At 64.9% G+C, this 24,642-nt stretch carries 27 protein-coding genes and 1 tRNA gene; 16 read left to right on the top strand and 12 right to left on the bottom strand.

Features of this window, described 5'->3' with window-relative positions:
* Position 1 precedes the first annotated feature (1 nt).
* The 4 genes from AC3WN8_RS09085 to AC3WN8_RS09070 all read left to right on the top strand — a co-directional run bounded on the left by AC3WN8_RS09085 (position 2) and on the right by AC3WN8_RS09070 (position 4,905).
* On the top strand, positions 2-925 hold the full coding sequence (locus tag AC3WN8_RS09085; protein WP_492669086.1) for a bifunctional riboflavin kinase/FAD synthetase: 924 nt from the start codon (positions 2-4) through the stop codon (positions 923-925).
* Between the two features lie 134 nt (positions 926-1,059).
* Complete coding sequence (ileS, locus tag AC3WN8_RS09080) at positions 1,060-3,879, top strand: isoleucine--tRNA ligase (RefSeq protein WP_492669085.1); 2,820 nt, start codon at positions 1,060-1,062, stop codon at positions 3,877-3,879.
* Positions 3,880-3,965: 86 nt separating this feature from the next.
* Positions 3,966-4,496 carry a signal peptidase II gene (gene lspA / locus AC3WN8_RS09075; protein WP_492669084.1) on the top strand — a complete coding sequence of 177 codons (531 nt, stop codon included), beginning with the start codon at positions 3,966-3,968 and terminating at the stop codon, positions 4,494-4,496.
* Complete coding sequence (locus tag AC3WN8_RS09070) at positions 4,489-4,905, top strand: DUF3035 domain-containing protein (protein WP_492669083.1); 417 nt, start codon at positions 4,489-4,491, stop codon at positions 4,903-4,905. Before lspA ends, AC3WN8_RS09070 begins: the two co-directional genes overlap by 8 nt.
* Before the next feature lie 272 nt (positions 4,906-5,177).
* On the opposite strand, the gene AC3WN8_RS09065 is transcribed toward AC3WN8_RS09070, so the two are convergent.
* On the bottom strand, positions 5,178-5,942 hold the full coding sequence (locus AC3WN8_RS09065; protein WP_492669082.1) for a TorF family putative porin: 765 nt from the start codon (positions 5,940-5,942) through the stop codon (positions 5,178-5,180).
* A gap of 236 nt (positions 5,943-6,178) precedes the next feature.
* On the opposite strand from AC3WN8_RS09065, the gene AC3WN8_RS09060 reads away from it, so the two are divergent.
* Positions 6,179-6,523: a hypothetical protein gene (locus AC3WN8_RS09060; protein ID WP_492669081.1), complete on the top strand. Its 345-nt coding sequence runs from the start codon at positions 6,179-6,181 to the stop codon at positions 6,521-6,523.
* Between the two features lie 21 nt (positions 6,524-6,544).
* Here the strand turns inward: AC3WN8_RS09060 and AC3WN8_RS09055 are convergent, their stop codons facing one another.
* Genes AC3WN8_RS09055 through sseA form a run of 3 tightly spaced genes read right to left on the bottom strand, consistent with a single transcriptional unit; the run spans position 6,545 to position 9,527 of the window.
* Positions 6,545-7,495: a mechanosensitive ion channel family protein gene (locus AC3WN8_RS09055; RefSeq protein WP_492669080.1), complete on the bottom strand. Its 951-nt coding sequence runs from the start codon at positions 7,493-7,495 to the stop codon at positions 6,545-6,547.
* Positions 7,492-8,691: a cystathionine beta-lyase gene (metC, locus tag AC3WN8_RS09050; RefSeq protein ID WP_492669079.1), complete on the bottom strand. Its 1,200-nt coding sequence runs from the start codon at positions 8,689-8,691 to the stop codon at positions 7,492-7,494. Before metC ends, AC3WN8_RS09055 begins: the two co-directional genes overlap by 4 nt.
* Positions 8,688-9,527 (bottom strand): 3-mercaptopyruvate sulfurtransferase, encoded by an 840-nt coding sequence (gene sseA / locus AC3WN8_RS09045; protein WP_492669078.1) that lies wholly within the window; start codon positions 9,525-9,527, stop codon positions 8,688-8,690. The genes metC and sseA overlap by 4 nt, the downstream gene beginning before the upstream one ends.
* A gap of 136 nt (positions 9,528-9,663) precedes the next feature.
* Between sseA and AC3WN8_RS09040 the strand changes: the two genes are divergently transcribed.
* Complete coding sequence (locus tag AC3WN8_RS09040) at positions 9,664-10,029, top strand: PilZ domain-containing protein (RefSeq protein ID WP_492669077.1); 366 nt, start codon at positions 9,664-9,666, stop codon at positions 10,027-10,029.
* 77 nt (positions 10,030-10,106) lie between these two features.
* Complete coding sequence (locus AC3WN8_RS09035) at positions 10,107-10,331, top strand: hypothetical protein (protein WP_492669076.1); 225 nt, start codon at positions 10,107-10,109, stop codon at positions 10,329-10,331.
* A gap of 89 nt (positions 10,332-10,420) precedes the next feature.
* Here the strand turns inward: AC3WN8_RS09035 and AC3WN8_RS09030 are convergent, their stop codons facing one another.
* Positions 10,421-11,020 (bottom strand): YdeI/OmpD-associated family protein, encoded by a 600-nt coding sequence (locus AC3WN8_RS09030; RefSeq protein ID WP_492669075.1) that lies wholly within the window; start codon positions 11,018-11,020, stop codon positions 10,421-10,423.
* 123 nt (positions 11,021-11,143) lie between these two features.
* Here AC3WN8_RS09030 and AC3WN8_RS09025 point away from each other — a divergent pair, with 123 nt between their 5' ends.
* The 3 genes from AC3WN8_RS09025 (at position 11,144) to AC3WN8_RS09015 (ending at position 13,735) form a co-directional block, all read left to right on the top strand.
* On the top strand, positions 11,144-11,647 hold the full coding sequence (locus tag AC3WN8_RS09025; protein ID WP_492669074.1) for a glycine zipper 2TM domain-containing protein: 504 nt from the start codon (positions 11,144-11,146) through the stop codon (positions 11,645-11,647).
* Between the two features lie 147 nt (positions 11,648-11,794).
* On the top strand, positions 11,795-13,162 hold the full coding sequence (locus AC3WN8_RS09020; RefSeq protein ID WP_492669073.1) for a cytochrome P450: 1,368 nt from the start codon (positions 11,795-11,797) through the stop codon (positions 13,160-13,162).
* A gap of 66 nt (positions 13,163-13,228) precedes the next feature.
* A complete protein-coding gene (locus tag AC3WN8_RS09015; protein ID WP_492669072.1) occupies positions 13,229-13,735 on the top strand; it encodes a hypothetical protein in 507 nt (168 codons plus the stop codon).
* Positions 13,736-13,756: 21 nt separating this feature from the next.
* Here AC3WN8_RS09015 and rarD read toward each other — a convergent pair whose 3' ends face one another.
* Together rarD and AC3WN8_RS09005 are read right to left on the bottom strand one after the other, a co-directional pair.
* Positions 13,757-14,662: an EamA family transporter RarD gene (gene rarD, locus AC3WN8_RS09010; protein WP_492669071.1), complete on the bottom strand. Its 906-nt coding sequence runs from the start codon at positions 14,660-14,662 to the stop codon at positions 13,757-13,759.
* A gap of 88 nt (positions 14,663-14,750) precedes the next feature.
* On the bottom strand, positions 14,751-14,945 hold the full coding sequence (locus AC3WN8_RS09005) for a hypothetical protein (protein ID WP_492669070.1): 195 nt from the start codon (positions 14,943-14,945) through the stop codon (positions 14,751-14,753).
* 229 nt (positions 14,946-15,174) lie between these two features.
* Here AC3WN8_RS09005 and AC3WN8_RS09000 point away from each other — a divergent pair, with 229 nt between their 5' ends.
* Positions 15,175-16,467, top strand: a complete 1,293-nt coding sequence (locus AC3WN8_RS09000; RefSeq protein ID WP_492669069.1) for a homoserine dehydrogenase — start codon at positions 15,175-15,177, stop codon at positions 16,465-16,467.
* 58 nt (positions 16,468-16,525) lie between these two features.
* On the opposite strand, the gene AC3WN8_RS08995 is transcribed toward AC3WN8_RS09000, so the two are convergent.
* Entirely contained in the window at positions 16,526-16,918 is a 393-nt protein-coding gene (locus tag AC3WN8_RS08995) for a hypothetical protein (protein ID WP_492669068.1), read from the bottom strand.
* A 101-nt stretch (positions 16,919-17,019) separates the two neighbouring features.
* Between AC3WN8_RS08995 and glpX the strand changes: the two genes are divergently transcribed.
* The 4 genes from glpX to AC3WN8_RS08975 all read left to right on the top strand — a co-directional run bounded on the left by glpX (position 17,020) and on the right by AC3WN8_RS08975 (position 22,004).
* On the top strand, positions 17,020-17,994 hold the full coding sequence (gene glpX, locus AC3WN8_RS08990) for a class II fructose-bisphosphatase (RefSeq protein WP_492669067.1): 975 nt from the start codon (positions 17,020-17,022) through the stop codon (positions 17,992-17,994).
* Positions 17,995-18,135: 141 nt separating this feature from the next.
* Positions 18,136-20,037, top strand: coding sequence for a CocE/NonD family hydrolase (locus tag AC3WN8_RS08985; protein ID WP_492669066.1), 1,902 nt, complete (start codon positions 18,136-18,138; stop codon positions 20,035-20,037).
* A gap of 67 nt (positions 20,038-20,104) precedes the next feature.
* Positions 20,105-21,865, top strand: a complete 1,761-nt coding sequence (recJ, locus tag AC3WN8_RS08980; protein ID WP_492669065.1) for a single-stranded-DNA-specific exonuclease RecJ — start codon at positions 20,105-20,107, stop codon at positions 21,863-21,865.
* Between the two features lie 64 nt (positions 21,866-21,929).
* Positions 21,930-22,004 (top strand) — tRNA-Glu (locus tag AC3WN8_RS08975).
* A 200-nt stretch (positions 22,005-22,204) separates the two neighbouring features.
* On the opposite strand, the gene AC3WN8_RS08970 is transcribed toward AC3WN8_RS08975, so the two are convergent.
* From AC3WN8_RS08970 to AC3WN8_RS08955, 4 genes are read right to left on the bottom strand one after another with little or no spacing between them, the layout of a single operon-like run.
* Complete coding sequence (locus AC3WN8_RS08970) at positions 22,205-22,411, bottom strand: helix-turn-helix transcriptional regulator (protein ID WP_492669064.1); 207 nt, start codon at positions 22,409-22,411, stop codon at positions 22,205-22,207.
* Between the two features lies 1 nt (position 22,412).
* Positions 22,413-22,640, bottom strand: coding sequence for a DUF2274 domain-containing protein (locus AC3WN8_RS08965; RefSeq protein WP_492669063.1), 228 nt, complete (start codon positions 22,638-22,640; stop codon positions 22,413-22,415).
* Between the two features lie 2 nt (positions 22,641-22,642).
* Positions 22,643-23,869: a TraB/TrbI/VirB10 family type IV secretion system protein gene (locus tag AC3WN8_RS08960; protein WP_492669062.1), complete on the bottom strand. Its 1,227-nt coding sequence runs from the start codon at positions 23,867-23,869 to the stop codon at positions 22,643-22,645.
* Positions 23,866-24,105, bottom strand: a complete 240-nt coding sequence (locus tag AC3WN8_RS08955; RefSeq protein WP_492669061.1) for a TrbG/VirB9 family P-type conjugative transfer protein — start codon at positions 24,103-24,105, stop codon at positions 23,866-23,868. Before AC3WN8_RS08955 ends, AC3WN8_RS08960 begins: the two co-directional genes overlap by 4 nt.
* Positions 24,106-24,120: 15 nt before the next feature.
* Between AC3WN8_RS08955 and AC3WN8_RS08950 the strand changes: the two genes are divergently transcribed.
* Positions 24,121-24,630 (top strand): phytanoyl-CoA dioxygenase family protein, encoded by a 510-nt coding sequence (locus AC3WN8_RS08950; RefSeq protein WP_492669060.1) that lies wholly within the window; start codon positions 24,121-24,123, stop codon positions 24,628-24,630.
* Positions 24,631-24,642 lie beyond the last annotated feature (12 nt).

Raw genomic sequence — 24,642 nt, 5'->3', positions numbered from 1 at the left:
CATGGAGCGGCTTTCGGGTGAGCGGCCCGTTCCCGAGCAGTATCGCGGGGGCGTGATCGCGCTGGGCAATTTCGACGGATTCCACCTCGGCCATCAGGCCGTGGTTGGCCGCGCCGTCGCGCGCGCGCGCGCCGAGGGCCGCCCGGTGCTCGTCGCCACTTTCGATCCGCATCCCGTCCGCTTCTTCCGGCCCGATGCCCAGCCCTTTCGTCTGACCACGCTCGACCAGCGCGAGCGGCTGTTCGCCGAAGCGGGCGCGGATGCGATGCTGGTCTTCACCTTCGACGCGATGCTCGCCGCGAAGAGCGCCGAGGATTTCGCCGCGATCCTCGTCGAGGATGCCGGCGCGGCGGCGGTGGTGACGGGCCAGGATTTCACGTTCGGCAAGGGCCGCAGCGGCAATGTCGCCACGCTGGCCCAACTGGGCGCCGCGCTCGGTATGATCGCAGAGACGGTAGGCCCGGTGAGCCTGGACGGCGCGCCGGTATCCTCCAGCCGCATCCGTGAAGCGCTCCAGGCGGGCGACTGCGACACTGCCGCGCGGCTGCTCACCCGTCCCTTCGCCATCCAGGGCGTGGTGATCGACGGCGACAAGCTCGGTCGCACCATCGGCTATCCCACTGCCAATATCGCGCTCGGCCCCTATCTGCGTCCGCGCTACGGCATCTACGCGGTCCGCGGTCGCCTGCCCGACGGCCGGCTGCTCGACGGCGTCGCCAATCTCGGCATCCGGCCGACATTCGATCCGCCCAAGGAGCTGCTCGAGCCCTATTTCTTCGATTTCAACGAGAGCCTTTACGGCCAGATGATCGAGGTCGAACTGATCCATTTCATCCGCGACGAGATGAAGTTTGATGGCCTTGAGCCGCTTGTCACGCAGATCGAACGCGACTGCGCAGCCGCCCGAGAAATCCTGACACCCTAGATCCTCCCTGGAGGGGAGGGGGACCATGCGCAGCATGGTGGAGGGGTCATGCACCGAGCCCCACCCCCGACCGCTCCCACTCAGGGAGGATTTTCTTTCCCCGCTTCCCCTCCTCAGCTAAGCAGCCGCCCGATATGACTGAAAAACCCGACTATCGCGACACCGTCTTCCTGCCGAAGACCGACTTCCCCATGAAGGCCGGACTGGCCCAGAAGGAACCGGCGATTCTGGAGCGCTGGGAGAAGATGGACCTGTACGGCAAGCTGCGCGCGCAGCGTGCCGGCCGTGAACGTTTCCTGCTTCATGACGGCCCGCCCTATGCCAATGGCGATATCCATATGGGCCATGCGATGAACAAGGTGCTGAAGGACATCGTCGTCCGCAGCCAGTCGCTGCTCGGCAAGGATGCGCCCTATGTCCCCGGCTGGGATTGCCACGGCCTGCCGATCGAATGGAAGATCGAAGAGGAATATCGCAAGAAGAAGCTGAACAAGGACGAGGTTCCCCCGGCCGAGTTCCGCGCCGAATGCCGCGCCTATGCCGAAAAATGGGTCGCGGTGCAGCGCAAGCAGTTCGAGCGGCTGGGCGTGATGGGCGATTGGGACGATCCCTATCTGACCATGAAGTTCGAGGCCGAGGCCGCGATCGTCGGCGAACTTCTCAAATTCGCCGAGACCGGCCAGCTCTATCGCGGCGCCAAGCCGGTGATGTGGAGCCCGGTCGAGAAGACCGCGCTCGCCGAAGCCGAAATCGAATATGAGGATGTGATCTCGACCCAGATCGACGTCGCATTCGAGATCGTCGAAAGCGCGATTCCCGAACTGGTCGGTGCGCATGCGGTCGTGTGGACCACCACGCCCTGGACGATCCCGGTCAACCAGGCTTTGGCCTATGGGCCGGACATCCAGTATGATCTGTATCAATCGCCGGATTCCTCGACCCGACTCCTGATCGCCGAGGAACTGGCTGAGACCTTCCAGAAGCGTACGGGCCTGACGCTTGTCGGCACGATGCCCGTCAAGGGTTCGGATCTCGCGGGCACGATCGCACGCCATCCGATGCATCATCTCGGCGGTTTCTTCGCCAAGCCCCGCCCCTTCCTGGCGGGCGACTTCGTCACCACCGATGCGGGTACCGGCCTGGTCCACATGTCGCCCGACCATGGCGAGGACGATTTCCTGCTGTGCAAGGCGAACGGCATCGATCCGGTCTTCGCGGTCGACGGTGCGGGCATGTACCGCGACGACTGGCTGTGGCTGGGCGGCCAGGGCAGCGTGATCAACAAGAAGTTCGTCGCCAGCGACGGACCGATCTGCAACGATCTGCGCGACGCAGGTGCCCTGCTCGCCGCGTCCGACGATTTCTCGCACAGCTATCCGCACAGCTGGCGGTCCAAGGCCAAGATCATCTTCCGCTGCACGCCGCAATGGTTCATCCCGATGGACCAGCCACAGACCGGCACTGCGCCTGCGCCCGTCGTCGAGCTCGACGACGAACAGGAGGTTCGCGGCCATGCCCAGGGCAATGGCGCGACGCTGCGTCAGATCGCGCTCGATGCGATCACGCATACGCGCTGGGTGCCCGAGAAATCGCGCAACCGCATCAATGCGATGGTCGAGGGACGCCCCGACTGGGTGATCAGCCGCCAGCGCGCCTGGGGCGTGCCGATCGCGCTCTATGTCCATCGCCAGAGCGGCGAATATCTGATCGACGCGGGGATCAACGCCCGTATCGTCGCCGCGTTCGAGGCCGGCGGCGCCGATGCCTGGTATCAGGCCGATCACCAGGCGCTGCTCGGCCCCGATTACGATCTTGCCGACTACGAAGTCATCACCGACATTCTCGACGTCTGGTTCGACAGCGGCTCGACCCACGCCTTCGTGATCGAACAGCGTTATGGCGAGGGCGTTCGCGCCAATCTCTATGTCGAGGGATCGGACCAGCATCGCGGCTGGTTCCAGTCGTCGCTGCTCGAATCGAGCGGCACGCGCGGTCGCGCGCCCTATGATGCAGTGCTCACCCACGGCTTCGCGCTCGACGGCCAGGGCAAGAAGATGTCGAAGTCGCTCGGCAATGTCGTCGATCCGCTCAAGATCATCGGCGAGAGCGGCGCCGATATCCTGCGCATGTGGGTCGCCTCGGTCGATTATTTCGAGGATGTCCGCATCGGCAAGGAGATCCTGGCCGGCACGTCGGACTCGTATCGCAAGCTTCGGAACACCTTCCGCTACCTGCTCGGCGCGCTCGACGGCTATGACGCGGCCGAGGCGGTTCCGGTTTCGGAGATGCCCGAGCTGGAGCGCTATGCCCTCCATCTGCTCGCGACGCTCGACGCCGATCTTCGCGCCGCGACCGATGGCTTCGAGTTCAACCGCTATATCCGCGCGCTGACCGATTTCGCCAATGAGGACCTGTCGGCCTTCTTCTTCGATATCCGCAAGGACAGCCTCTATTGCGACGCGGCTTCGGATCCGAAGCGCCGCGCCTATCGCACCGTGCTCGACACGCTGTTCCACGCGCTTGTCCGCTATGCGACGCCGATCATCCCCTTCACCGCCGAGGAAGTCTGGCAGAGCCGCTTCCCCGACGAGGATGCATCGGTTCACATGCTGGTCTGGCCCGAAGTCGACGCCGGCTGGGTGGACGCGGCACTGGGCGCCAAATGGCAGAATGTGCGCGCACGACGCGAGAGCGTGACCGAGGCGATCGAACCGCTGCGCCGCGACAAGGTCGTCCGATCGAGCCTGGAGGCCGAAGTGGTCGTTCCCGATCTCGCCGGCCTGTCGGCCGATGATTTCGCGGAGATCTGCATCGTGGCAAGCGCCGTCGCCGGCGATGCCGTCGCCGTCGAGCGCACCGAAAAGTCGAAATGCGGCCGCTGCTGGCGCCATCTGCCCGAGGTCGTCGAGGATGGCGATCTGTGCGGGCGTTGCGAAACGGTGGTGAATGGCTGATCCGCTTGGTGGGGATCGGCCGATCCGCCGCGCCGTCCGACATCTCCGATTTCCGCTTTCGCGGGAATGGCAGTAAAAGGCACGTGATGACCGAAGCCATCCGATCCCATCGCCGTCTCGGCCTGTTCCTGGCGCTTGCGATCTTCATCGCCGACCAGATCGTCAAATATGTCGTCACCGGTCCGCTGGGGATCGACGGCTATGGCAAGTCGCTCGAGATCCTGCCCTTCTTCAACCTGACCTATGTCGAGAATTACGGCGTCTCGATGGGCTTTCTGCGCGCCGACAGCGAGGCGATGCGCTGGGGGCTGGTCGCGCTGACCATCGGCATCAGCGTGGGCGTGACGATCTGGATGTGGAAGGAGAAGCGCCGCGCCGATATCCTCGGCCTGGGGCTGGTTCTGGGCGGCGCGCTCGGCAATATCGTCGATCGCGTGCGCTTTGGCCATGTCGTCGATTTCGCGGATCTCCATTTCGGCGAGATCCGTCCCTTTTTGATTTTCAACGTCGCCGATGCTGCTATTACCATCGGTGTGCTCATCCTGCTGGTTCGCGCGCTGTTGATACGCGACAAGACCGGGGATGTGGCGAATGGTACGGAGACTGTGGATGCGTAAGCCGGCATTGATCGCAATTTTGGGGATGGCTGTGGCCGGCCTGTCCGCATGCGGATCGAGCGGCTATCTGGACCGTGAACGTCCGGACGAGTTCGCCGTCACGCGCAACGCGCCTTTGGTGATTCCACCCGATTTCGCGCTGCTGCCCCCCGCCCCCGGCGCCCCGCGCGCATCGGAGGCGGATTCGAGCACCCAGGCGCTTCAGGCGATGTTCGGCGGCCCGTCGGCTCGCAGCGCAGCAGAAAGCGGCGTCGTCAGCCAGGCGGGCGGCACTCGCTCGTCGCCGGGCATCCGTTCGGACGTGGGCGATCCCAAGACCGACGTCGTCGACAAGGGCGCCGTGACCCGCGACATCATCGCCGCGCCCGAGGGCGACGGTCAGGACGCACGCGCGACCACGCCGAAATAAGGCATGCGTCGGATATCCGGCGGGCCTCTATCCATCTGAACGGAAAAGGGACCGCGCACCCCCCGGTGCCCGGCCCCTTCCCCCATTGAGCCTGCGCGCCCGCTGCGGATTGCGACATCGCCTCCGCGCGAGCAGCTATCAGGCCCTCCCCAAACCTTGGCCATGGAGCATGCCGTGCCCGGATGGGATCACGACATGCTCACAATTGCCTGTCATCGCGCACCGTCTGCGATCGACGGATTTCCATCCGTTCGCACGGCGCTCCAGCGGCATCAGAACGAAACGCCGACCGAGGCGACGATGCCGGCCTTGGCGATGTTCTTCCCGCTGATCGCATTGAACGACGTGCCGTCGGTGTCGACATAGGACAGGCCGAACGACAGATTCTTCCAGGCGTAGGTCGCGCCCACGCTCCAGTCGCTATATTCCTTGCCGATGGTCAGGAAGCTCGGACCGAAGCTGTGACCGAAATGCGCCGACAGCGACACCGGCGTGTTCGGAATGCCCGTCGACAGATCGGCGGCGAGATAGAGATTGTCCTCCTTGCCGCCGCCAATCGACAGCGCGTTGGACTTGGGCGCATAGTTGGCGGTCAGCTTGCCGGTGACCGGGCCCAACGTATGCGAGACCGAGATATAGGGCTCGAAAAAGTCGCTGTCATAGCCGGGCACGATATCCTCGGCGCCGGGATAATAATAATAGAGGACACCCATATCGAGCGTCGTGCCGCCCTCGAAGGTCTTCTTCCAGCCGACGATGAAATCGATCTCCTGGTCGCCGCCGGCCGCGACATAGTCGTCGATCGAGGAACCCCAGACCGTGGCGTAGAAGCCCGAATCATGTGAGACGGTGAAGCCGCCCTGGACCGCGAATTCCTTGTCGGTCTGCGAGATACCGCGGAAGCGGTAATCCGAGACCAGCGTCGCGCTGCCCGAAAGCGTTATGCTGCTTTCCTCCTCGGGCGCATCCTGCGCGAAGGCGGGCGTGGCGAGCATGGCGATAGCCAGGGCCGTAAGGCCGGTGATGGACGTGCGCATGATATTCCTTTCTGGTTCAATGCGTTCGTCCCGCCTGCGTTTCGGGCTTCGCTTCTCTGGACGGACCGGAGCGAATTACCGTGGAAACGCGGTAAAGATGACCGATTGTGCTGCGGCGCACAAGATTATTGTACCAGCGCTCGAAACGATCGGGGCTTTGTGTTGCCGCAGCGCAACACCAATCTCAACGTCCAACCCTAAGCCTTTGTTAGGGATGGCCCGACTATGATTTCCACATGTCCAATCTCGCTTCCTCGCCCGTCGCCGAGACGCGGCCGGCACCCGCCGAGCAGATCGCACAGCTTCGTGCGATCCGCGCGCTGGTGGACGAACTGGCCGGCAATGTGCCCGCCGATGCCCTGTCCATCGGGCCCGACATCGACCGCCGCTATGATCGGGCACCGTCGATCGCGCAGCGGCGCTTCGACGCATTGGCCGGGGAAACCGCGGCTTATGCCGCAGCCGGCCTGTCGGCCCTCATCGCGGGCCGCGGTGCCGGCGGTGCCGTGACCGGCGGGGCTGCATATCTGGCGCGTCAGATGGAGCGGTCGATCCGCCGCATGGAAATGCTGCTGGACTGAACGGCTCCGGCTTGCCGATCCTCAACCGGCGGGCGGCAAGGGCCTCATCGTCACCTGGCGCTGCGGCAGCGGCACTTCGATCCCATTCTCCAGGAACAGCCGCCACAACCGGTTGAGCACGTCGGACTTGACGTTGTCGACGCCGCTTTCCGGATCGCTGATCCAGACGAGAATCTCGTATTCGACACCATTTTCGCCGAACGCGGACATCCAGACATTGGTCTGGGGCTCATCCAGCACGCGCGGCGCCTCTCGGGTCGCCTCCATCATCAGCGCCTGAGCCAGTCGTTGATCGCTGGCGTACGAGACCCTGACCGGAACATGGACGCGGACGTTGCGATCCGAATAGGACCAGTTCTCCACCTCCTGCGTCATCAGATTCTCGTTGGGAATCAGATGCTCCTTGCCGTCGCGGGTCACGACGGAGACGGCGCGGATGCCGATCTTGTTCACCCAGCCGAAACTCTCGCCGACGACGATCACATCGCCCGGCTTGATCGAGCGGTCCATCAGCAGGATGATGCCGGCGATCAGGTTGCCGAAGGTCTTTTGTAGGCCGAAACCGACGGCAAGGCCCAGCGCGCCGGAAAAGACCGCGAGCGCGGTCAGGTCGATCCCGACCAGATCGATACCGACGAAGAAAGCGATGACGACCAGCGTGATGCCGAGGATCTTCTCGGCGAGCAGCCGCTGCGTCGCATCGAGCGCCCCCGTCCGCCGGATATAGCGGCGCAACAGTCGATGGGTGAGCCGCACGCCGACATAAAGCGCAACGCCGATCACGATCAGCCGGCTGCCGCTCAACAGCGAGATGCGGTTGCGGCCTGCCTCGAAGCCGATCCGGTCCATAAGGACGATCACCGGATCGAGCGCCGGCACCTGGCCCGACAGCAGCACGAAAAGCAGCGTGATGATGGCGACGCCGACCAGCCAACGGCCGACCGCCGCAAGGCCGATCCGGGATCCGGTCATCCGCGCGCCGCCCGGAAGCGATCGAGCCCGGCAGCGAGGTCGGTGATCAGATCGTCGGGATCCTCGAGCCCGATCTGGAGGCGAACGAGCGGCCCGTCCGCCGACCAGCGCGTCGCGGTCCTCAGCGCGCCAGGATCGGCGGGGATGACGAGGCTCTCATAACCGCCCCAGGAGAAGCCGATCCCGAACAGGTCCAGTCCGTCGATCAAGGCACTGCGCGCGGCATCGTCGCCGCCGGCGAGAATGAAGGAGAAGAGCCCGGAGGATCCGGAAAAATCGCGGCGCCAGATCTCGTGCCCCGGACAGCCGGGCAGCGCCGGATGAAGCACATGCGCCACCTCTTCGCGCCCCGCCAGCCATTCGGCCACCGCCAGCGCACTGCTTTGATGCCGGTCCATCCGGACGCCCAGCGTGCGCAGGCCGCGCGCGCCCAGCCAGGCATCGTCGGGGCCGACATGCTGGCCCAGCGCATAGGTGGTGCTGCGCAATGCCGGCCAATATTCGGCGGTCGCGGTGACCGACCCCAGCATCGCATCCGAATGGCCGACAATATATTTGGTGCAGGACAGGATGGTGAGATCGACGCCATGGGCGATCGCGGGGAACAGCAAAGGCGTCGCCCAGGTATTGTCGATCAGCGTCACGATTCCCCGCGCCCTGGCCACGGCGCAGATCGCGGGCACATCCTGCACCTCGAAGGTCAGGCTGCCCGGGCTTTCCATGAAGATCGCCCGCGTCGCGTCGCCGATCAGCGCTTCGATCCCCGCGCCGATCATCGGATCATAATAGCGCGTGGTGATGCCGTAACGCTTGAGCAGGCCGTTGCAGAAAGCGCGCGTCGGCTCATAGGCGCTGTCGACCATCAGCAATTCGTCGCCGGGCTTGAGCACCGCGAGCAATGCCGTGGTGACCGCCGCGACGCCCGATGGATAGAGCAAGCTGCCCTCGGCGCCCGGCTCCATTTCGGTCAGCGCATCGGCAAGCGACCATTGGGTCGGCGTGCCCCGCCGGCCATAATAGAGCATATGGTGCGTGTCGCGCTGACGCGCGCGCATCTCGCCGACGCTGTCATAGAGGATGGTCGAGGCGCGCCAGACCGGCGGATTGACGACACCGCCCGTCCATTCGGCGCGCCGCCCGGCCTGGACGAGCCGCGTCGCGTCACCGCGGCCCTTTGCGCCGCCATCGCCGCTCACGCCGGTCCCGTCGCCTTGGAGGTGGTGAGATCGGCGCCCCATTCGCTCCACGAGCCGTCATAGAGCGAAACCTTCTCCGCCCCCGCCAGCAGCGCACCGAAGAACAGCACCGACGCGGTGATGCCCGATCCACAGGTGGTGACCATCGGCCGCTCCAGATCGATTCCCGCCGCGTCGAACGCAGCACGGATCCCCTCAGCGCTCTTCCACCGCCCATCCGCCTCGAACAGACTGCCATAGGGCAGATTCTTCGAACCCGGGATATGGCCGGCATGCGTGCGCGGGCGCGGATCGGGCTCCTCGCCGGTGAAACGCGCGGCGCTACGCGCATCGACGATCTGCTCCTTCTCGAACGCGACGATGTCCTTCATCTGGTCGAGGCTGCGCAGCGTCGCATCATCCTTCCATACGGTGAAGTGACGATGGCGCAGCTTCTCCTTGCCGGTCGCGATCTCGCGTTCCTCCGCCTTCCATTTGGCGAGACCGCCATCGAGGATCGCGACGTGATGGGCGCCGAACAGCTTGAGCATCCACCAGGCCCGCGCCGCGGTGCGATAGGGTGAATCGTCGTACAGCACGATGCGGCTGCCGTCGCCCAGGCCAAGCGACTGCATGCGGCTGGCGAACTTCTCGGCCGGCGGCAGCATGTTGGGCAGATCGGTATTGGTATCGATCAGATTTTCGAGGTCCATATAGACCGCGCCCGGAATGTGCCCCGCTTCGTACAGCGCCGCGGCGTCGCCGCCGCCCGGCAGGAAATATGTGGCGTCCACGACGCGCAGATCCGGCGCGCCCAGCTCGCCCGCCAGCCATTCGGTGGAAACCAACATGTCCATATAGATACGCCTCCCGATTCCAGCCCTGATTAGTCGCCGCCTCGGCCCGCGTCGAGACGCGGGCTGCCGATATGCAATCCTTACCCAATCTTTACTCCTTGGTCTTAGCCTTGGGCCGCCCAAATGGAGAATCCGCATGCATATCGCAGCGAAAATGGCCGTCGACGTCCCCGCTTCCAATCGGCGGCGGGCCGAACGGCAAGCGGTGGAGGTCTCCACCACCCTGCGCGCGTCGGGGCATCATGGGCTGGATGTGGTGATCCGCAACATCTCGACGCTCGGCTTCATGGCCGATGCCTCGGGCGATTTCGAGCCGGGTGATCAGGTCCGCGTTCGCCTGCCCTCGCTGGGCACGGTCAGCGCACGCGTGGCCTGGACGCGCGACGGCCAGATCGGCGCGGAATTCGAACACGAGATCGACCTGCAGCGGCTTCGTGCCGTGCTTGCGGTCACCGGCGCGGCACCGGCGAAGCGCGACCGGCGGCCAAAGCTCGTCTCATAACCGGATTCGGCCCGATGACGTAGCGTCGAGCAGGTTCATTCATCTGCGGTAAAGTTTCGGTAGGGCAACGTTGGCGCATGGGGAAGGCCGCTCTCATCATCGCTGCAACTGCGCTCGCGCCGATCGGGTGGCTGTACGCCGGTGGCGATGCGATGGCTGCGCGTTCGACGTCTCCCCGGTCGGGCGCTGACGAGTGCGAAGAGCGCAAAGGCGCGCCGATCGCTTCGGCGGCACCATTTTTGGACATTCGCATGCCGAAGCCCGCGATATTGAAGCGCAAGCGCCGCTATATCCGCATGTGATCCGGCCGCAGTTTGCGGCTCGGAGTCCGTTTGAGAAAGCGCGAAAGAGCGCTTTCTGGCAGTACCAGCCCGCTTTCTCGAACAGACTCTCAGCATTGCTCGTATTTCCAGTTTCGGTTTTTGCCCTCGGCCATCCATGCGATCGCCTGGGCAATGCGGCGCGCGCGTGTCTCCGGTCGCTTGGCCTCGACCACCCATTCGACATATTCGCGTTTATGGCTGGGGCTGAGGCCCGCAAATGTCGCTGCTGCCGCGGCGTCGCCGCCCAGCGCCGCCAGGAACTCGGCCGGCGCGACAAGCGCCGGCTTGGGGTGTTTCAGCACACGCCGCGCGCTGACTCCGCTCTCGATCAGTGCCATTGCGCGCCCGATCAGATCGCCAAGCACGGCCTGATCGGGCAGGTCGTCGACCGACGTCATCCGGCCGAACTGGCCCATCGCATCCTTCGCGCGTCCGGTGTCGCCCGTCACTTCGGCGCCGCGCCAGAAACCGAAGGTCGCATGCGCCTTGAATGCGGCCATGCTGCACAATAATTGTCCGCGATGGATCCAGGCCGGCGAGCCCCATTTGATGGTTTCCTGTGCGTCCGGACAATGACGCCTGACACTGTCGCGCAGCGTTTCGAGGATCGGGCGGGCGAACCCGGCCTGGCGAGCGATATAGGCGTCCACGCGATCATCCTTCGTCATGGAACGATCTCCCATCCGATGTCTGCCACATGAACGGGCGGTAGTTTCCCGTTCACGAAACTCTCTTCCCTCCCACCCGTTTAGCATCCGTTCCGCCAGAGGGGGAACATTGAGGAGGATAAGATGAGAAAGCTCATTCTAGCGTCGGTCATGCTGGCCTTTGCCGCACCCGCGGTGCCGGCACTGGCGCAGCCCCCAGGCTATAGTCAGCGCGAATATCAGCAAGACCGGCGCGAAGCGCGGCGCGACTATCGTGAGGACGTCCGCGACGCACGGCGTGATCGACGCCAGGCGAACCGCGATTGGCGCCGCTATCGCAACTACGATTATAATCGTCCGGAACGTGGTTATCGCAGCTACGACGCCGCCCGCTATTATCGCGACGGCCGCTATTATCAGCCCCGCCGCCTGAGCCGGCACGATCGCATCTACCGCGGCAATGACGGTCGCTATTACTGTCGTCGCAACGACGGCACGACCGGCCTGATCATCGGTGGCGCGGTCGGCGGTCTGCTCGGCAATTCGCTCGCATCGGGCCGTTCGAGCACCTTCGAGACCATATTGGGCGCCGGTGCCGGGGCGCTGCTTGGCCGTGAGATCGATCGCGGTGGGGTTTCCTGCCGCTAATCGCGGACAGCATCTGTGCGGCAGGAGGGTCCGGCGGGCTGCGTATCGCCCGCCGGACCGACCGCTTATGTGCCGATCTCGCGCTTGCCACCGACCGCTCGCCTGCGTTACTAACTTGAATGTCAGTAACACAGGCGGAGTCGTGCCATGGCCTATGCCCACAGCTTCGAGGCCAATCCGCATTGGCTGCCCCGCGGGGTCGGCCAGGCAATCGATCATATTCCGGGGCATGACGGACGCCCCCTTGTCGGCTCGACGCTCGACCAGCTCCGCGACCCCCATGCCTTCACCCGCCGGATGCACGCGCGATATGGTCCGGTCTATCGTATCCGCAGTTTTGGCGGGCGGACCGTCACGCTGCTTGGTCCCGACGCCAATGAACTGATCCTGTTCGATCGCGACAAGCTTTTCTCGTCGGAACAGGGTTGGGGCCCGATGCTCAATCTGCTGTTCCCGCGCGGGTTGATGCTGATCGATTTCGAAAAGCACCGCGCGCATCGCCGCGTGCTTTCCGTCGCCTTCAAGCCGGAGCCGATGCGCCGCTATGCCGAGTCGCTCAATCAGGGCATTGCCGAACGGATTCCGGCCTGGAGCGGACGCGACATCCTATTCTATCGCGAGATCAAGCAACTGACCCTCGACCTGGCCGCCTCGTCCTTTCTGGGCATTCCATTGGGGCCGGACGCACAGCGCGTGAATCAGGCATTTGTCGACATGGTGCAGGCAACGGTCGGCGTGGTGCGCATCCCCCTGCCCTTCACCGACATGCGGCGCGGTGTGAAGGGCCGCGAATATCTGCTCGACTACTTCGGACGCGAAGTGCCGAAGCGGCGCGCCGGCGATGGCGAAGACATGTTCAGCCAGATCTGCCGCGCAACGCATGAGGACGGCAGCCTGCTGACCGACGACGAGATCGTCGATCACATGAATTTCCTGATGATGGCCGCGCACGACACCATCACCTCTTCGGTCACGTCGATGATCTCGGAACTCAGCCGCAATCCCGAATGGGAGGAAAGGCTGCGTGAAGAGATGCTGGGCCTCGGGCTCAACGGAGATTCGCTGCCCTATGAGCGCGTCGATGAGCTCGTGCTGACCGACTACGCCTTCAAGGAGACGCTTCGCCTGATCCCGCCCGTTCCGTCCATCCCCCGCCGCGCGGTGCGTGACTTCTCTTTTGGCGGCTATGATTTCCCGGCAGGCACCTATGTGGCCGCGGCTGTCGCCTTCACCCACAAAATGCCCGAGATCTGGCCCGATCCGGAACGCTTCGATCCGATGCGCTTCGCGCCAGACGCGGCGCGCGGACGGCATAAATTCGCCTGGGTGCCGTTCGGCGGCGGCGCGCATATGTGCCTGGGGCTCCACTTCGCTTATCTGCAGGCCAAGACCTTCTTCTATCATCTGCTGACCACGCATCGCATCGTGCGCACGCACCAGGGCGAGACGGCGTGGCAATATTGGCCGATTCCAAAACCCAGGGACGGACTGCCGATCCGGTTCGAGCCGCTATGATCGCCCGCGCTTGACCGCCGAACATCAGAGCTGTATTATTGCATTAATACAGTAGGAGACGATCCGATGCGCGCTTCCCTTCTTGCCCTGGCTGCCCCACTGACGCTGCTCGCCGGCTGTGGCGGCGACGACACCGGCACCAGCATCTCGATCAAGGGCAATGACAGCGAAGGCAAGCCGGCGGTCGCCAGCGTCGATGGCAATAGCGGCCAGGTGAAGATCGACGTTCCGGGATTCGAAGCCAATATCAAGCTGCCCAAGGTCCAGCTCGACGCCGACAATTTCGATATCGGCGGAGTGAAGCTCTATCCCGGCTCCAAGGTGACGTCGATGAACATCGACGCGGCGGAGAAGGGCAAGGTCGGCGATGCCGTGACGATCGCGTTCGATTCACCCGCCGACGCGGCGACGGTGAAGGCATGGTTCCTGGAAAAGATGAAGGCCGAGAGCTTTGCCGTGGCCGAGGCCGCGACCGGGCTGTCGGGCAAAACCGACGATGGCGACGCCTTCACGCTGACACTGACGCCCGCTGCGACCGGCCACAGCGCGGGCACGATCAAAATCACCGAATGATCCTGCCGGAGCCGGCCGCGTTCAGGTCGGTTCGGTCACCTGCACACGGCGCATTCCGGCGACCGTGCCGGCCGTATAGACCGCAAGCCCCGTCCAGATCAGCGTAAAGCAGAGGATGTGCGAGACTGTCAGCGGCTCGCCATAGACGAAAACGGCGAGCAGGAAGACGATCGTCGGCGCGACATATTGGAGCAGGCCGAGCGTCGCATAGGGCATGCGCCGTGCCGCTGCCGCGAACAATAGCAGAGGCACGGCGGTCACCACGCCGCTGATCACGAGCAGCATCGTGACGGTGGAATCCGATCCGAACGCCGCCTTTTCCGTGCCCGACAGCCAGAATATCCAGCCGAGTGCGAACGGCGAGAGGATCATCGTCTCGATCGACAGGCCTTCGATCGCCTCGACCGGCGCCATCTTGCGCAGCAGGCCGTAGACCGCGAAGCTGAAGGCAAGGGTGAGGCTGATCCACAGGCCTGACCCCGCGCCCGCCGCGAGAACGAGAACGCCGGCGGCCGCCAGCGCCACGGCGACCATCTGCACCCGGCCGAGCCGTTCCTTCAGGAAGATCACGCCGAGCGCGACATTGATCAGCGGATTGAGGAAATAGCCGAGGCTCGATGCCAGGACATGGCCGTTGAGAACTGCCCAGATATAGACCAGCCAGTTCGCCGCGATCAGCGCGGCGGAAAGTGCCAGATAACGCAGTGCGACGGGATTACGGAGCGCCGTGCGCATATGCGGCCAGCGCCGGCCGAACGTGATCAGCGCGGCCAACAGCACCAGCGACCACAGGATGCGCTGCGCCACGACTTCCCCGGCCGAAACCGATCCAAGCTGCTTGAAGAAGACCGGGAGGAAACCCCAGATCAGATATGCCGACAATCCGTAGAACAGTCCGGTCCGGCCATGCGAGGTACGCGCATCCATGCCGCGCGCCTTAGCAGACGCGGCCGCGCAAGCGAGGCGTTATTGCCTTGCAGCGATCAAAGAAAATGCTCCCGGGTCAGGATCGCCCCTATTCGCCCTGATCGAGCAGAAAGACATGGCGGGTCTCGCCGTCCCCCGTCGCCGCGAGGATCTCGTCGCGCTGACGGGGATCATAATCGTCGAGATCGCCGTCGACGCCATCAAGCGTCGAATCGAGCCCGATCAGCATTTCATTGGGATGGCGCGCGGCATGCGCGGGAATATTGGTGTTTCGGGGCGGCACAGTCTCTCTCCCTGCAAACAGGTTGATCCACGCCCCGGGGGACTCGCCCCCCAGGGCGAACATGGAGGGCAACATCACGGCGCCCTCCAGTCAAGGTCTTATCGCGATGTTCGAGATGGGCCGCAGCAGGACGTGGACGGAGTGTGCCGCACCATGACGGAACACGAAGTGCTTCCACCGATGCCGATCAGGCTCTAGGAGAGCCGCAAATCAAGGGGAACGAAGCGTTATGGCGGAACCGCTGAGAGTGGCGATGGCGGGACTTGGCACGGTGGGCGGCGGCGTGATTCGCCTGCTCGAGGTCAACCGCGCACTCATCGAACGGCGGGCCGGCCGAGCGATCGAGATCGTCGCGGTCTCCGCGCGCGACCGCAGCAAGGATCGCGGAGTCGATATCTCGGGCTTCCAATGGGTCGACGACATGACGACACTCGGCGAGATCGAGGGCGTCGATGCCGTGGTCGAGCTGATCGGCGGATCGGACGGGCCGGCACTTGCGCTCGCGCGCCGCACCCTGGGCGCGGGCAAGGCGTTCATCACCGCCAACAAGGCGATGATCGCGCATCACGGCCTGAGCCTGGCCGGCATCGCCGACGCGCAGGACATTCCGCTGAAATTCGAGGCCGCGGTCGGCGGCGGCATCCCGGTGATCAAGGGGCTGCGCGAAGGCGCGGCCGCCAACGAGATCAAGCGGGTCTACGGAATCCTCAACGGCACCTGCAACTATATCCTGACGACGATGGAAAAGGACCGGCGCGACTTTGCCGATGTCCTCGCCGAAGCGCAGGCGCTGGGCTATGCCGAGGCCGATCCGAGCTTCGACATCGACGGCGTCGATGCCGCGCACAAGCTGTCGATCCTCGCCAGCCTTTCGTTCGGCAGCGAGCTCGATTTCGACGGTGTCGCGACCACCGGTATCCGCCACCTGATCGCGGCCGACATATTGGAAGCACAGGCGCTTGGTTTCCGTGTCCGGCTGGTCGGATTGGCGGAGGCAGACGGCGACGGGCTGTTCCAGCGTGTCCATCCCTGCCTCGTGCCGATGGCGCATCCGCTGGCGCATGTCTCGGGCTCGCTCAACGCCGTGGTGGCAGAAGGCAATTTCGTCGGGCGGCTGTTCTTCCAGGGCGCCGGCGCCGGCGACGGTCCGACCGCATCGGCGGTCGTCGCCGATCTGATCGATGTCGCGCGCAACGAATATGGGCCGGCCTTCGCCATGCCCGTCGGATCGCTGGCGCGTCCACCCCGCGCCGATTCGGGCGACCGGAACGGCCGCAGCTTCCTGCGCCTGACGGTGCAGGACCGCACCGGCGTGCTCGCCGAGATCGCGACCGCGATGCGCGATGCCGGCGTCTCGATCGAAAGCTTCATTCAGCGCGGCGCAAGCGAGGATGGCGGCGCGCTGATCGTGCTGGTGACCCATGCCTGCCCGGAACGCTGCGTCACCGACGCGCTGGAGCGGCTTGCCGGATCGGACAGCCTGACCGGCCAGCCGATGCTGATGCATATCCTGGATCTTTGAACGCCAACGTCATTCCGGCTTTCGCCCGAATGACGCGTCTTCTGGGGAGAATAGCCCTCTATTTCCGCCCGGGAATCGGCGGCGGTTCGATCGCGCCGTCCGGATCGATCAGCCGCTTGATTCCCTGGACCGCGGCGCGTGCCGCCGCGAATACCGGCAGTCCGCCCGTGCATGATTCGCCGGTCTGGACGACACCGCACGATCCGGTGCGCATCCGCGCCGCCGAGGCGCCCGGCATATCGCCGGTCGCCCGCCGCGCTCCATCCCGTTCGCCGCGCAACGGCAGGCGTGCGCGCTGATCGTCGCGCTTGCCGCACACCAGGATTTCACCTGATATCGGATCGACGCCCGCACACCGTGCGTCCGCAACCGCGACCATGTCCTTGTAATTGTCGAGCGCGCTTTCGGCGGTCACCGGTCTGGCCTGCGCCATAAGCGGCGGAGCGAACATCAGAATCGCCGAAAGGCAGAAAGCACCGACAGCGATTCTCGACATTGCAACAACCCTCGCCTATCGCGCTTTCGCAGCCGATAAAGGGGAACACGAAGCCGATGGTTGAAGCAAGCCGGATTCTCGACCGCGTCCTGGTGCTCGAAATGGTCCGCGTCACCGAAGCCGCAGCCATCGCGGCGTCGACGCTGATCGGTCGTGGCGACGAGAAGGCGGCCGATGCCGCCGCGGTCGAAGCGATGCGCATGGCGTTCAACGATCTCTATATGGACGGCACCGTCGTCATTGGTGAAGGCGAGCGCGACGAGGCGCCGATGCTCTTCATCGGCGAGAAGGTCGGCAATGCGATCGGCACCGGTCCGAAGATCGACATCGCGCTCGACCCGCTCGAAGGCACCACCATCACCGCCAAGGCCGGCCCCAACGCGCTTGCAGTGCTCGCCATCTCCGAAGAAGGCGGCCTGCTCAACGCGCCCGACGTCTATATGGAGAAGCTCGCGGTCGGCCCCGGCTATCCCGACGACATCATCGACCTCAACCGCTCGGTGAAGGACAATGTCTGCGCTGTCGCCGCGCACAAGGGCGTCGATCCGTCCGAGATCATCGTCTGCGTACTCGACCGCCCGCGCCATGAGAAGCTGATCGCCGAGCTGCGTGCGATCGGCTGCGGCATCATGCTGATTCCCGACGGCGACGTCGCCGGCGTCATCGCCACCACCGATCCCGAAACCACGATCGACATGTATATGGGATCGGGCGGCGCCCCCGAAGGCGTGCTCGCCTGCGCAGCGCTGCGCTGCGTCGGCGGCCAGTTCAAGGGCCGCCTGCTGTTCCGCAACGAGGACGAGAAGGCGCGCGCCCGCAAATGGGGCATCACCGATCTCGACAAGGTCTATGACCTGAAGGAACTGGCCAAGGGCGACTGCATCTTCGCCGCGACCGGCGTGACCGACGGTTCGCTGCTTGAAGGCGTGAAGCGCAAGCGCGGCGGACTGATGACCACCGAAAGCGTCGTCATGCGCGCCAGCTCGGGCACGGTGCGCTGGGTAAGGGGCGAGCACCGCAAGCCGAAGTGATCGAGGCGGAGACCATGGCCGGAGAGTAGCCGGACCTGGAGCTTGATCCTTCCGGATTGCGACACGCAGCCCAGCACCATGCTGGACAGCGACGGGACGTTGGTGGATGGTCGATGGATCGACTCTGCACCGGGGAACGTCATGCTTCGCGTCCTGCTTTCGACAGCCGCAGCCGCGACGGCGCTGCTCCTTGCCTGCCCCACCCCGCTTCCGGCCCAGACCGCGCCTGCCGAAGCCGCCGTCCAATCGCCCTTCACCTATCAGGAACTGATGGTGCCGATGCGTGACGGAGCCAAGCTGCAGACCGTCGTGCTGCGGCCCAGGGCGAAGAGCGGCCCGCTTCCCATACTGCTCGTCCGCACGCCCTATGGCCTGCCCGCCGCTGCGCCGCGCCAGGCACCGGGCTATCTGCGTGCGATGATGGACGATGGCTATATCGTCGTGCTGCAGAGCATGCGCGGGCGGTTCAAGTCGGACGGGACTTTCAGCGCATCGATGGCGGTCGATCCCGACAATCCCAGGGCGATCAACGAGTCGACCGATGCCTATGACGCCATCGACTGGCTGGTGAAGACCCTGCCCGGCAACACCGGCAAGGTCGGCATGCTCGGCGTCTCCTATCCCGGACTGGGCGCCGCCATCGCGCTGATCAACCCGCATCCGGCGTTGAAGGCGGTCAGTCCGCAGGCCGCCTGGTCGGACTGGTGGATGAACGACGATCTCCATCGCTACGGCGCGATCCGGCTGAGCTATGCGACCGACTGGCTATGGGGGCTCCAGGCCGAGAAGATGGACAATGCCGATTTCCCCTATGACGATGCCTGGGATCTCTACGACTGGTTCCTGGCGCAGGGAAATGTCGAGACCATCGAGGCCCGCTATATGAAGGGCCGCGTGCCTGCGTTCCGGGCGCTGATCGACCATCCCGACTATGACGCGCATTGGAAGCGCGAGCGCTGGACCGAGCATCTCGGCAAAACCAAGGTGCCGACGCTGAACGTCGCCGGTTTCTGGGACCAGGAAGATCCCTGGGGCAGCTGGGAAATCTATCGCAAGGCCGAACGGAATGACCCCGACGGCCTCAACGTGATGGTCGCCGGCCCATGGAATCACGGCAGCTGGAGTGGCAAGGGCGATATGATCGGCCCGGTCGTGCCGCTGGGCACCGATACCGGAACGCAATTCCAGACCGACATCCAGGCGCCCTTCTTCCGCTACTGGCTGCACGGCAAGGGCGCGAAGCCCGCATGGGAAGCGCGCATGTTCCAGAGCGGCTCCAACACATGGAAGAGCTACGCCGCCTGGCCGCCCAGGGACGCAAAGCCGACCAATCTCTATTTCCATGCCGACGGTACGCTGTCCTTCACCGCGCCGGGCGTCGTGCCCGCGGGCAGCGGCTATCGCGAATATGTCTCCGATCCGGCCCGACCGGTCCCATTCCGCGCGCGCCCGATCTCGCCCACCTATCCGTGCGGCGACTGGTGCTGGTGGGAAGCCCGCGACCAGCGCTTCGTCGACGGCCGCCCCGATGTGCTGACCTATGTCAGCGCGCCGCTGGAGGCGGATCTGACGGTCAGCGGCGAAGTTGCCGCAACGCTCTTCGCCTCGACAAGCGGCACCGACAGCGATTTCGTGGTCAAGCTGATCGACGTCTATCCCAATGATGCGCAGAAGGCGCCCTGGGGCGACGGCGCGCCGCCGATCGGCGGCTATGGAGACACGATCAACGGCTATCAGCTGCCGATCGCGATGGAGGTTCAGCGCGGGCGCTGGCTGGGCTCGCGCGAGAAGCCGGCGGCGCTGACGCCCGGCAAGGCGATGGCCTGGCAATTCCCCCTGCGCGACCGCAACCATGTGTTCCTGAAGGGGCACCGGATCATGGTGCAGGTCCAGTCGAGCTGGTTCCCGATGCTCGACCGCAATCCGCAGACCTTCGTCCCCAATATCGCAAAGGCGCCGCCCGAAGCCTATAAGGTCGCGACCCAACGCGTCTTCTCGACGCCCGACATGGCCTCCCGGATCATATTGCCCGTCGTGAAATGACGCCCATCGCGAAATGAGTGGGAAGCGCGGGATTCACCTTGCGCTACGAACGGTCTAGGACGGTGGGATGACTCCCGCACTCAACATCTCGCGATCGATTCTCGGCCAGCCCTGGCGCTGGCGTGGGCGGGAGACCGGCGCGCGCGATGTCGATTTCGAGCCGGACGATCTCGTCACCCAGTTGCTGCTGACGCGCGGCTGCCCGCGCGACGCGCTCGATGCCCATCGCACACCCAGCATCCGCGGTTTCATGCCCGATCCGTCGATCTTCCGTGACATGGATCGCGCCGCCGAACGGCTGGCCGCGGCGGTATTGTCGGGCGAGACGGTGACGATCTTCGGTGATTACGACGTCGATGGCGCCACCTCCGCCGCGCTGCTCATCCGGCTGCTCCGCGATCTCGGGCTCAACGCCCGCGCCTATATCCCCGACCGGCTGATGGAGGGCTATGGCCCGTCGGGCGAGGCGCTGGTCCGCATCGCCGAGGCCGGATCGACCCTGATCGTCACCGTCGATTGCGGCGCACAGGCGTTCGAGGCGCTCGACATGGCCAAGGCGGCCGGCGTCGACGTGATCGTCGTCGATCACCATAAATGCGCCAGCGCGCTGCCCGCCGCCTATGCGCTGGTCAATCCCAACCGGCTCGACGAGGATGAGGGCGCGGCGCACGGCCATCTCGCCGCGGTCGGCGTCGCCTTCCTGCTCGGCGCCGCCTTGCTCCGCCTGCTGCGTCAGCGCGGCCATTTCGCCACCCGCGCCGAACCACGGCTGATCGACCTGCTCGACATCGTCGCGCTCGGCACCGTCGCCGACGTCGCGGCGCTGCGCGGGCTCAATCGCGCGTTCGTGGCGCAGGGGCTGAAAGTGATGGCGGCCCGTCGCAATATCGGGCTCAATGCGCTCATCGCCGCGTCGCGGCTCAACCGTGCGCCGACCTGCACCGATCTCGGCTTCGCGCTCGGGCCGCGCATCAATGCCGGCGGACGCGTCGGCAAATCGGATCTGGGTGTCCGCCTGCTCGTCACCGAGGACGCGGAAGAAGCGCGCGGCATCGCCGAAGAACTCGACCGACTGAACGAGGAACGCCGCGCGATCGAATCGCTGGTCCAGGAAGCCGCCGAAACCGCGTCGATCGGTCAGGGCAACCGCGCGGTTGCGCTTGTCGCGGGGCGCGGCTGGCATCCGGGCGTGATCGGCATCGTCGCAGGCCGGCTGAAGGAAAAGCTCGGCCGCCCCGCGATCGTCATCGCGATCGACGAGGACGGCGTCGGCAAGGGATCGGGCCGCTCGATCTCGGGCGTCGATCTGGGCGCGGCGGTGCTGGCCGCCAAGGAAAGCGGATTGCTGGCCGCGGGCGGCGGACACGCGATGGCGGCCGGCCTCACCATCGCCGCCGACCGGATCGATGCGCTTGCCGATTTCCTCGACGAGCGCCTGGCGAGCGACGTGGTGCGTGCGCAAGGCGAACGCGCATTGCTGCTCGACGCGGTGATCGCGCCGGGCGGCATGACGCCCGCGCTGGTCGAGGCGCTGGAGGCAGGCGGCCCCTATGGCATGGGCTGGCCGGCACCGCGCGTGGCGGCGGGGCCCGTCAGGATCATCAAGGCGGATATCGTCGGCACCAACCATGTCCGCGCGATCATGGGCGGCGATGACGGACGCAGTTTCAAGGCCGTCGCCTTTCGCGCCGCCGAGACCGAACTCGGCCAGGCGATCCTTGCCGCGCCGCGCGACCGCAAGCTGTGGATCGCCGGTCGCGCCAGGATCGACGACTGGGGCAGCCGCCCCGCGGCGGAGCTCCATATCGACGACGCCGCCTGGGCCTGAATTCTCTTTCCCGACATGCTTGACCGACGCCGCATCCTCGCCTAGTTGCTCGCCCTGCCTTCGCGGCCCCTTCGTCTAGCGGTTAGGACGCGGCCCTTTCACGGCTGAAACACGGGTTCGATTCCCGTAGGGGTCACCAATGTTTTCAATGACTTAGCACGAATGACGTGCGAACGTAGCGAGAACATGGTCCATACGTGGTCCATAGACGGTGATGATCAGACCTGACCATCACTGGACGATTTTTCCGATAAGTAGCGTGAAATGATCAAGCGTGAGCCTACGCTTGAGGAGCCGACATCGATTTCGCCGATGGGTCCGGCGATTCACTGGTGCCGGTCAGCCGCGTTGGCGGTCCACGAATCGTTGAAGGCTCGCGACCACCACGAGCGTGCAGCGACCGACCTTGATCATCTCGAACTCACCGTCGCTCAGCAGCATGTAGAATTTCGAGCGGCTGAGCCCGAGCATCTGCACTGCAACGGGAACCCTGACGGTGATCGGCTCCGGACTGGGAGCCGGATGTGATTCGCTGGATTTTTTCATGTCAGGGCTTCCCGGTTCCGAGCCTGTGCAGCCTGCTGAACTCGCGATCGCTGGCAAGAAAGCTTTCCAGCATCGCAGGAATGAGTTCGGCGACCGGTTCCTCCCGGCCATAGGTCGCGGCATAGACAGCCGCATAGTCGGCTAGAGCTTGATTGAGGTCCGGCGCGACCGTGATCGCAATCCTCACCGGCGTCCGATCCGGCAATTTCCTGAGCTTCAGTTCAGCCATTCTCAACGCCCTCCGCTTTGCCATGGTCTCAGGACGAGGTCCTTGTGGACGACGATTCGCAGCGGCCAGCCGGGACGCACCTTCAACGTCGGCTGGATATCGAGGCTCTTCGCCACGAGCTGATCGCCGGCACGCGAGGCGCTTTGCTGAACCGATTCGCGCAGTGCCTGGACAAGATCGCTTTCGTTGGTTCCCAAGCTCAATTCTGTCCCGACGCCGAGCAGCGTCGACAGAACAACGCCTTTCAAAAGCTGCCAGCTATGCCTGTCGATCTTGTCGGAGAGACCGGCATAGCCCGCGAGATCCGTCGCAGGAACATTGTCGATTCGCAGCGACGATCCATCGGGCAGAATGATCCGCTGCCAGACGACCAACGCGCGCCGCTGTCCGAACGCCACGACGCTGTCGTAACTGCCAACCAGCCTTGCCCCCTGAGGGATCAGCAGAATCCGCCCAGTCACGCTGTCATAGGCATTCTCGGTCACCTGTGCGGTGACCAGACCTGGGAGATCGGAATTCAAGCCGGTGATCAGGCTGGCGGAAATCACGCTTCCGGCGCTCAGCGTGAAAGGTGAGACTGGTTCCATCAGCCGATGCGGATTGGTCACTTCGTCGTCGCCGGATCTTCCGAGGAAATCGGTCTTGCGCTGCTGACCATTGGGACCTCGCGTGAGATCCGTGGCGGCTTGCGGCCTGTCCTCTTCACGATCGTCCGCGGCCGTAGCGGCAGGTTCGGACAGCATAGCACCTGCCCCACTTCGATCGGCGACACGCATCATGATGCCCGATTCGCGCGCCGCGACACGCTCGGCCGCGAGCCTATGGCGTTCGGCCTCCGCAGCCTGGGCGGCGCGCTGGATCGCGTCATCACCAACGGCCGGCGCTGCACCGATTGATCGCTGATGCTCGAGGATCGGCCGCCCGAGATCACCCGGCAATGGCGGCCCGAGTTGGGGCACGTCATCATAGGATTTAGGTGCATTGGCCAAGGCATCCGCGGGAGCCTTGGCATCGGGCTCGCCAGATTCCTCATTGGTGGCGATGAGCCGCAGGGAGGCAGGCTTCAGAGCGACCCACGTCACACCGACAAGCGCCGTCGACCCAAGCGCCGCAATGGCGATTACAGCTTCACGCCGAAACCGCACGACGCGGCTCGGCCTGCCACGCAGGGCGAGCGTCTCCGGATCAGCCTTGGGCAGCCCAATCGCCTCGGTCGAACCATCGCTCACGGCTTGTTCCGTCGATACGATTGAGCCTCGCCTTGTCGAGCGATCCGCACGATCTCCTGATGCTTCTCACCCAAGCGCAACTCGGCAGCATCGAAGAGCCGGTCCACCCCATAGAATCGGCCCGCAACACGGTAGTTGACGAGTTGCGCCTCTCCACCCGCTCCAATGACGAACAGCGGCGGCGCCTCCATCATTGTGATTGCCGCCGGGAATTCGATGACCAGGATATGTGGCATGCCGAGAAAGGCCGGATGGAATATGTCGTCAACGTCATGTGGCCGCTGACCCCGTTCCGGGCGGACAATGGCGCCACCCGAATCTGGCCGGGCTCGCATGGCGGCAAGGCGCTCGGCGACCAGATCCTCGGCGAGCCGATCATGGCGGAAGCCGAGCCCGGCGACGCGATCCTGTTCCTGGGCTCAACGCTCCATTCGGGCGGCGCGAACACAAGCGACCGCCCACGGCGCGGCATCGTCACGGGCTATTCGCTCGGCTGGCTCAAGGCTTATGAGAATCCCTATCTGGCCTATCCGCCCGACATAGCGCGCCATTTCGCGCCGGACCTGGCCGGCCTTGTCGGCTATCGCCAGCACCGGCCAAATCTCGGCAATTTCGAGGGACAATGTCCGTCGATCCTGCTCGGCGACACCATCCCCGACACGCTTGCCGCGACGGATGCGTTACTGCCGGAGCAGGTAGCGATGATCGAGGCCTATCGCGCCGAGCAGATGGCCCTGCCCCCTTCGCCACCGCCGGCATGAGCCCGGGCGTCA

Source organism: Sphingobium sp. FW305-3-2-15-F-TSA7 (genome assembly GCF_058787155.1).
The sequence above is the reverse complement of the archived record's forward strand: the minus strand, read 5'-3'. Positions and strand labels throughout refer to the sequence as shown.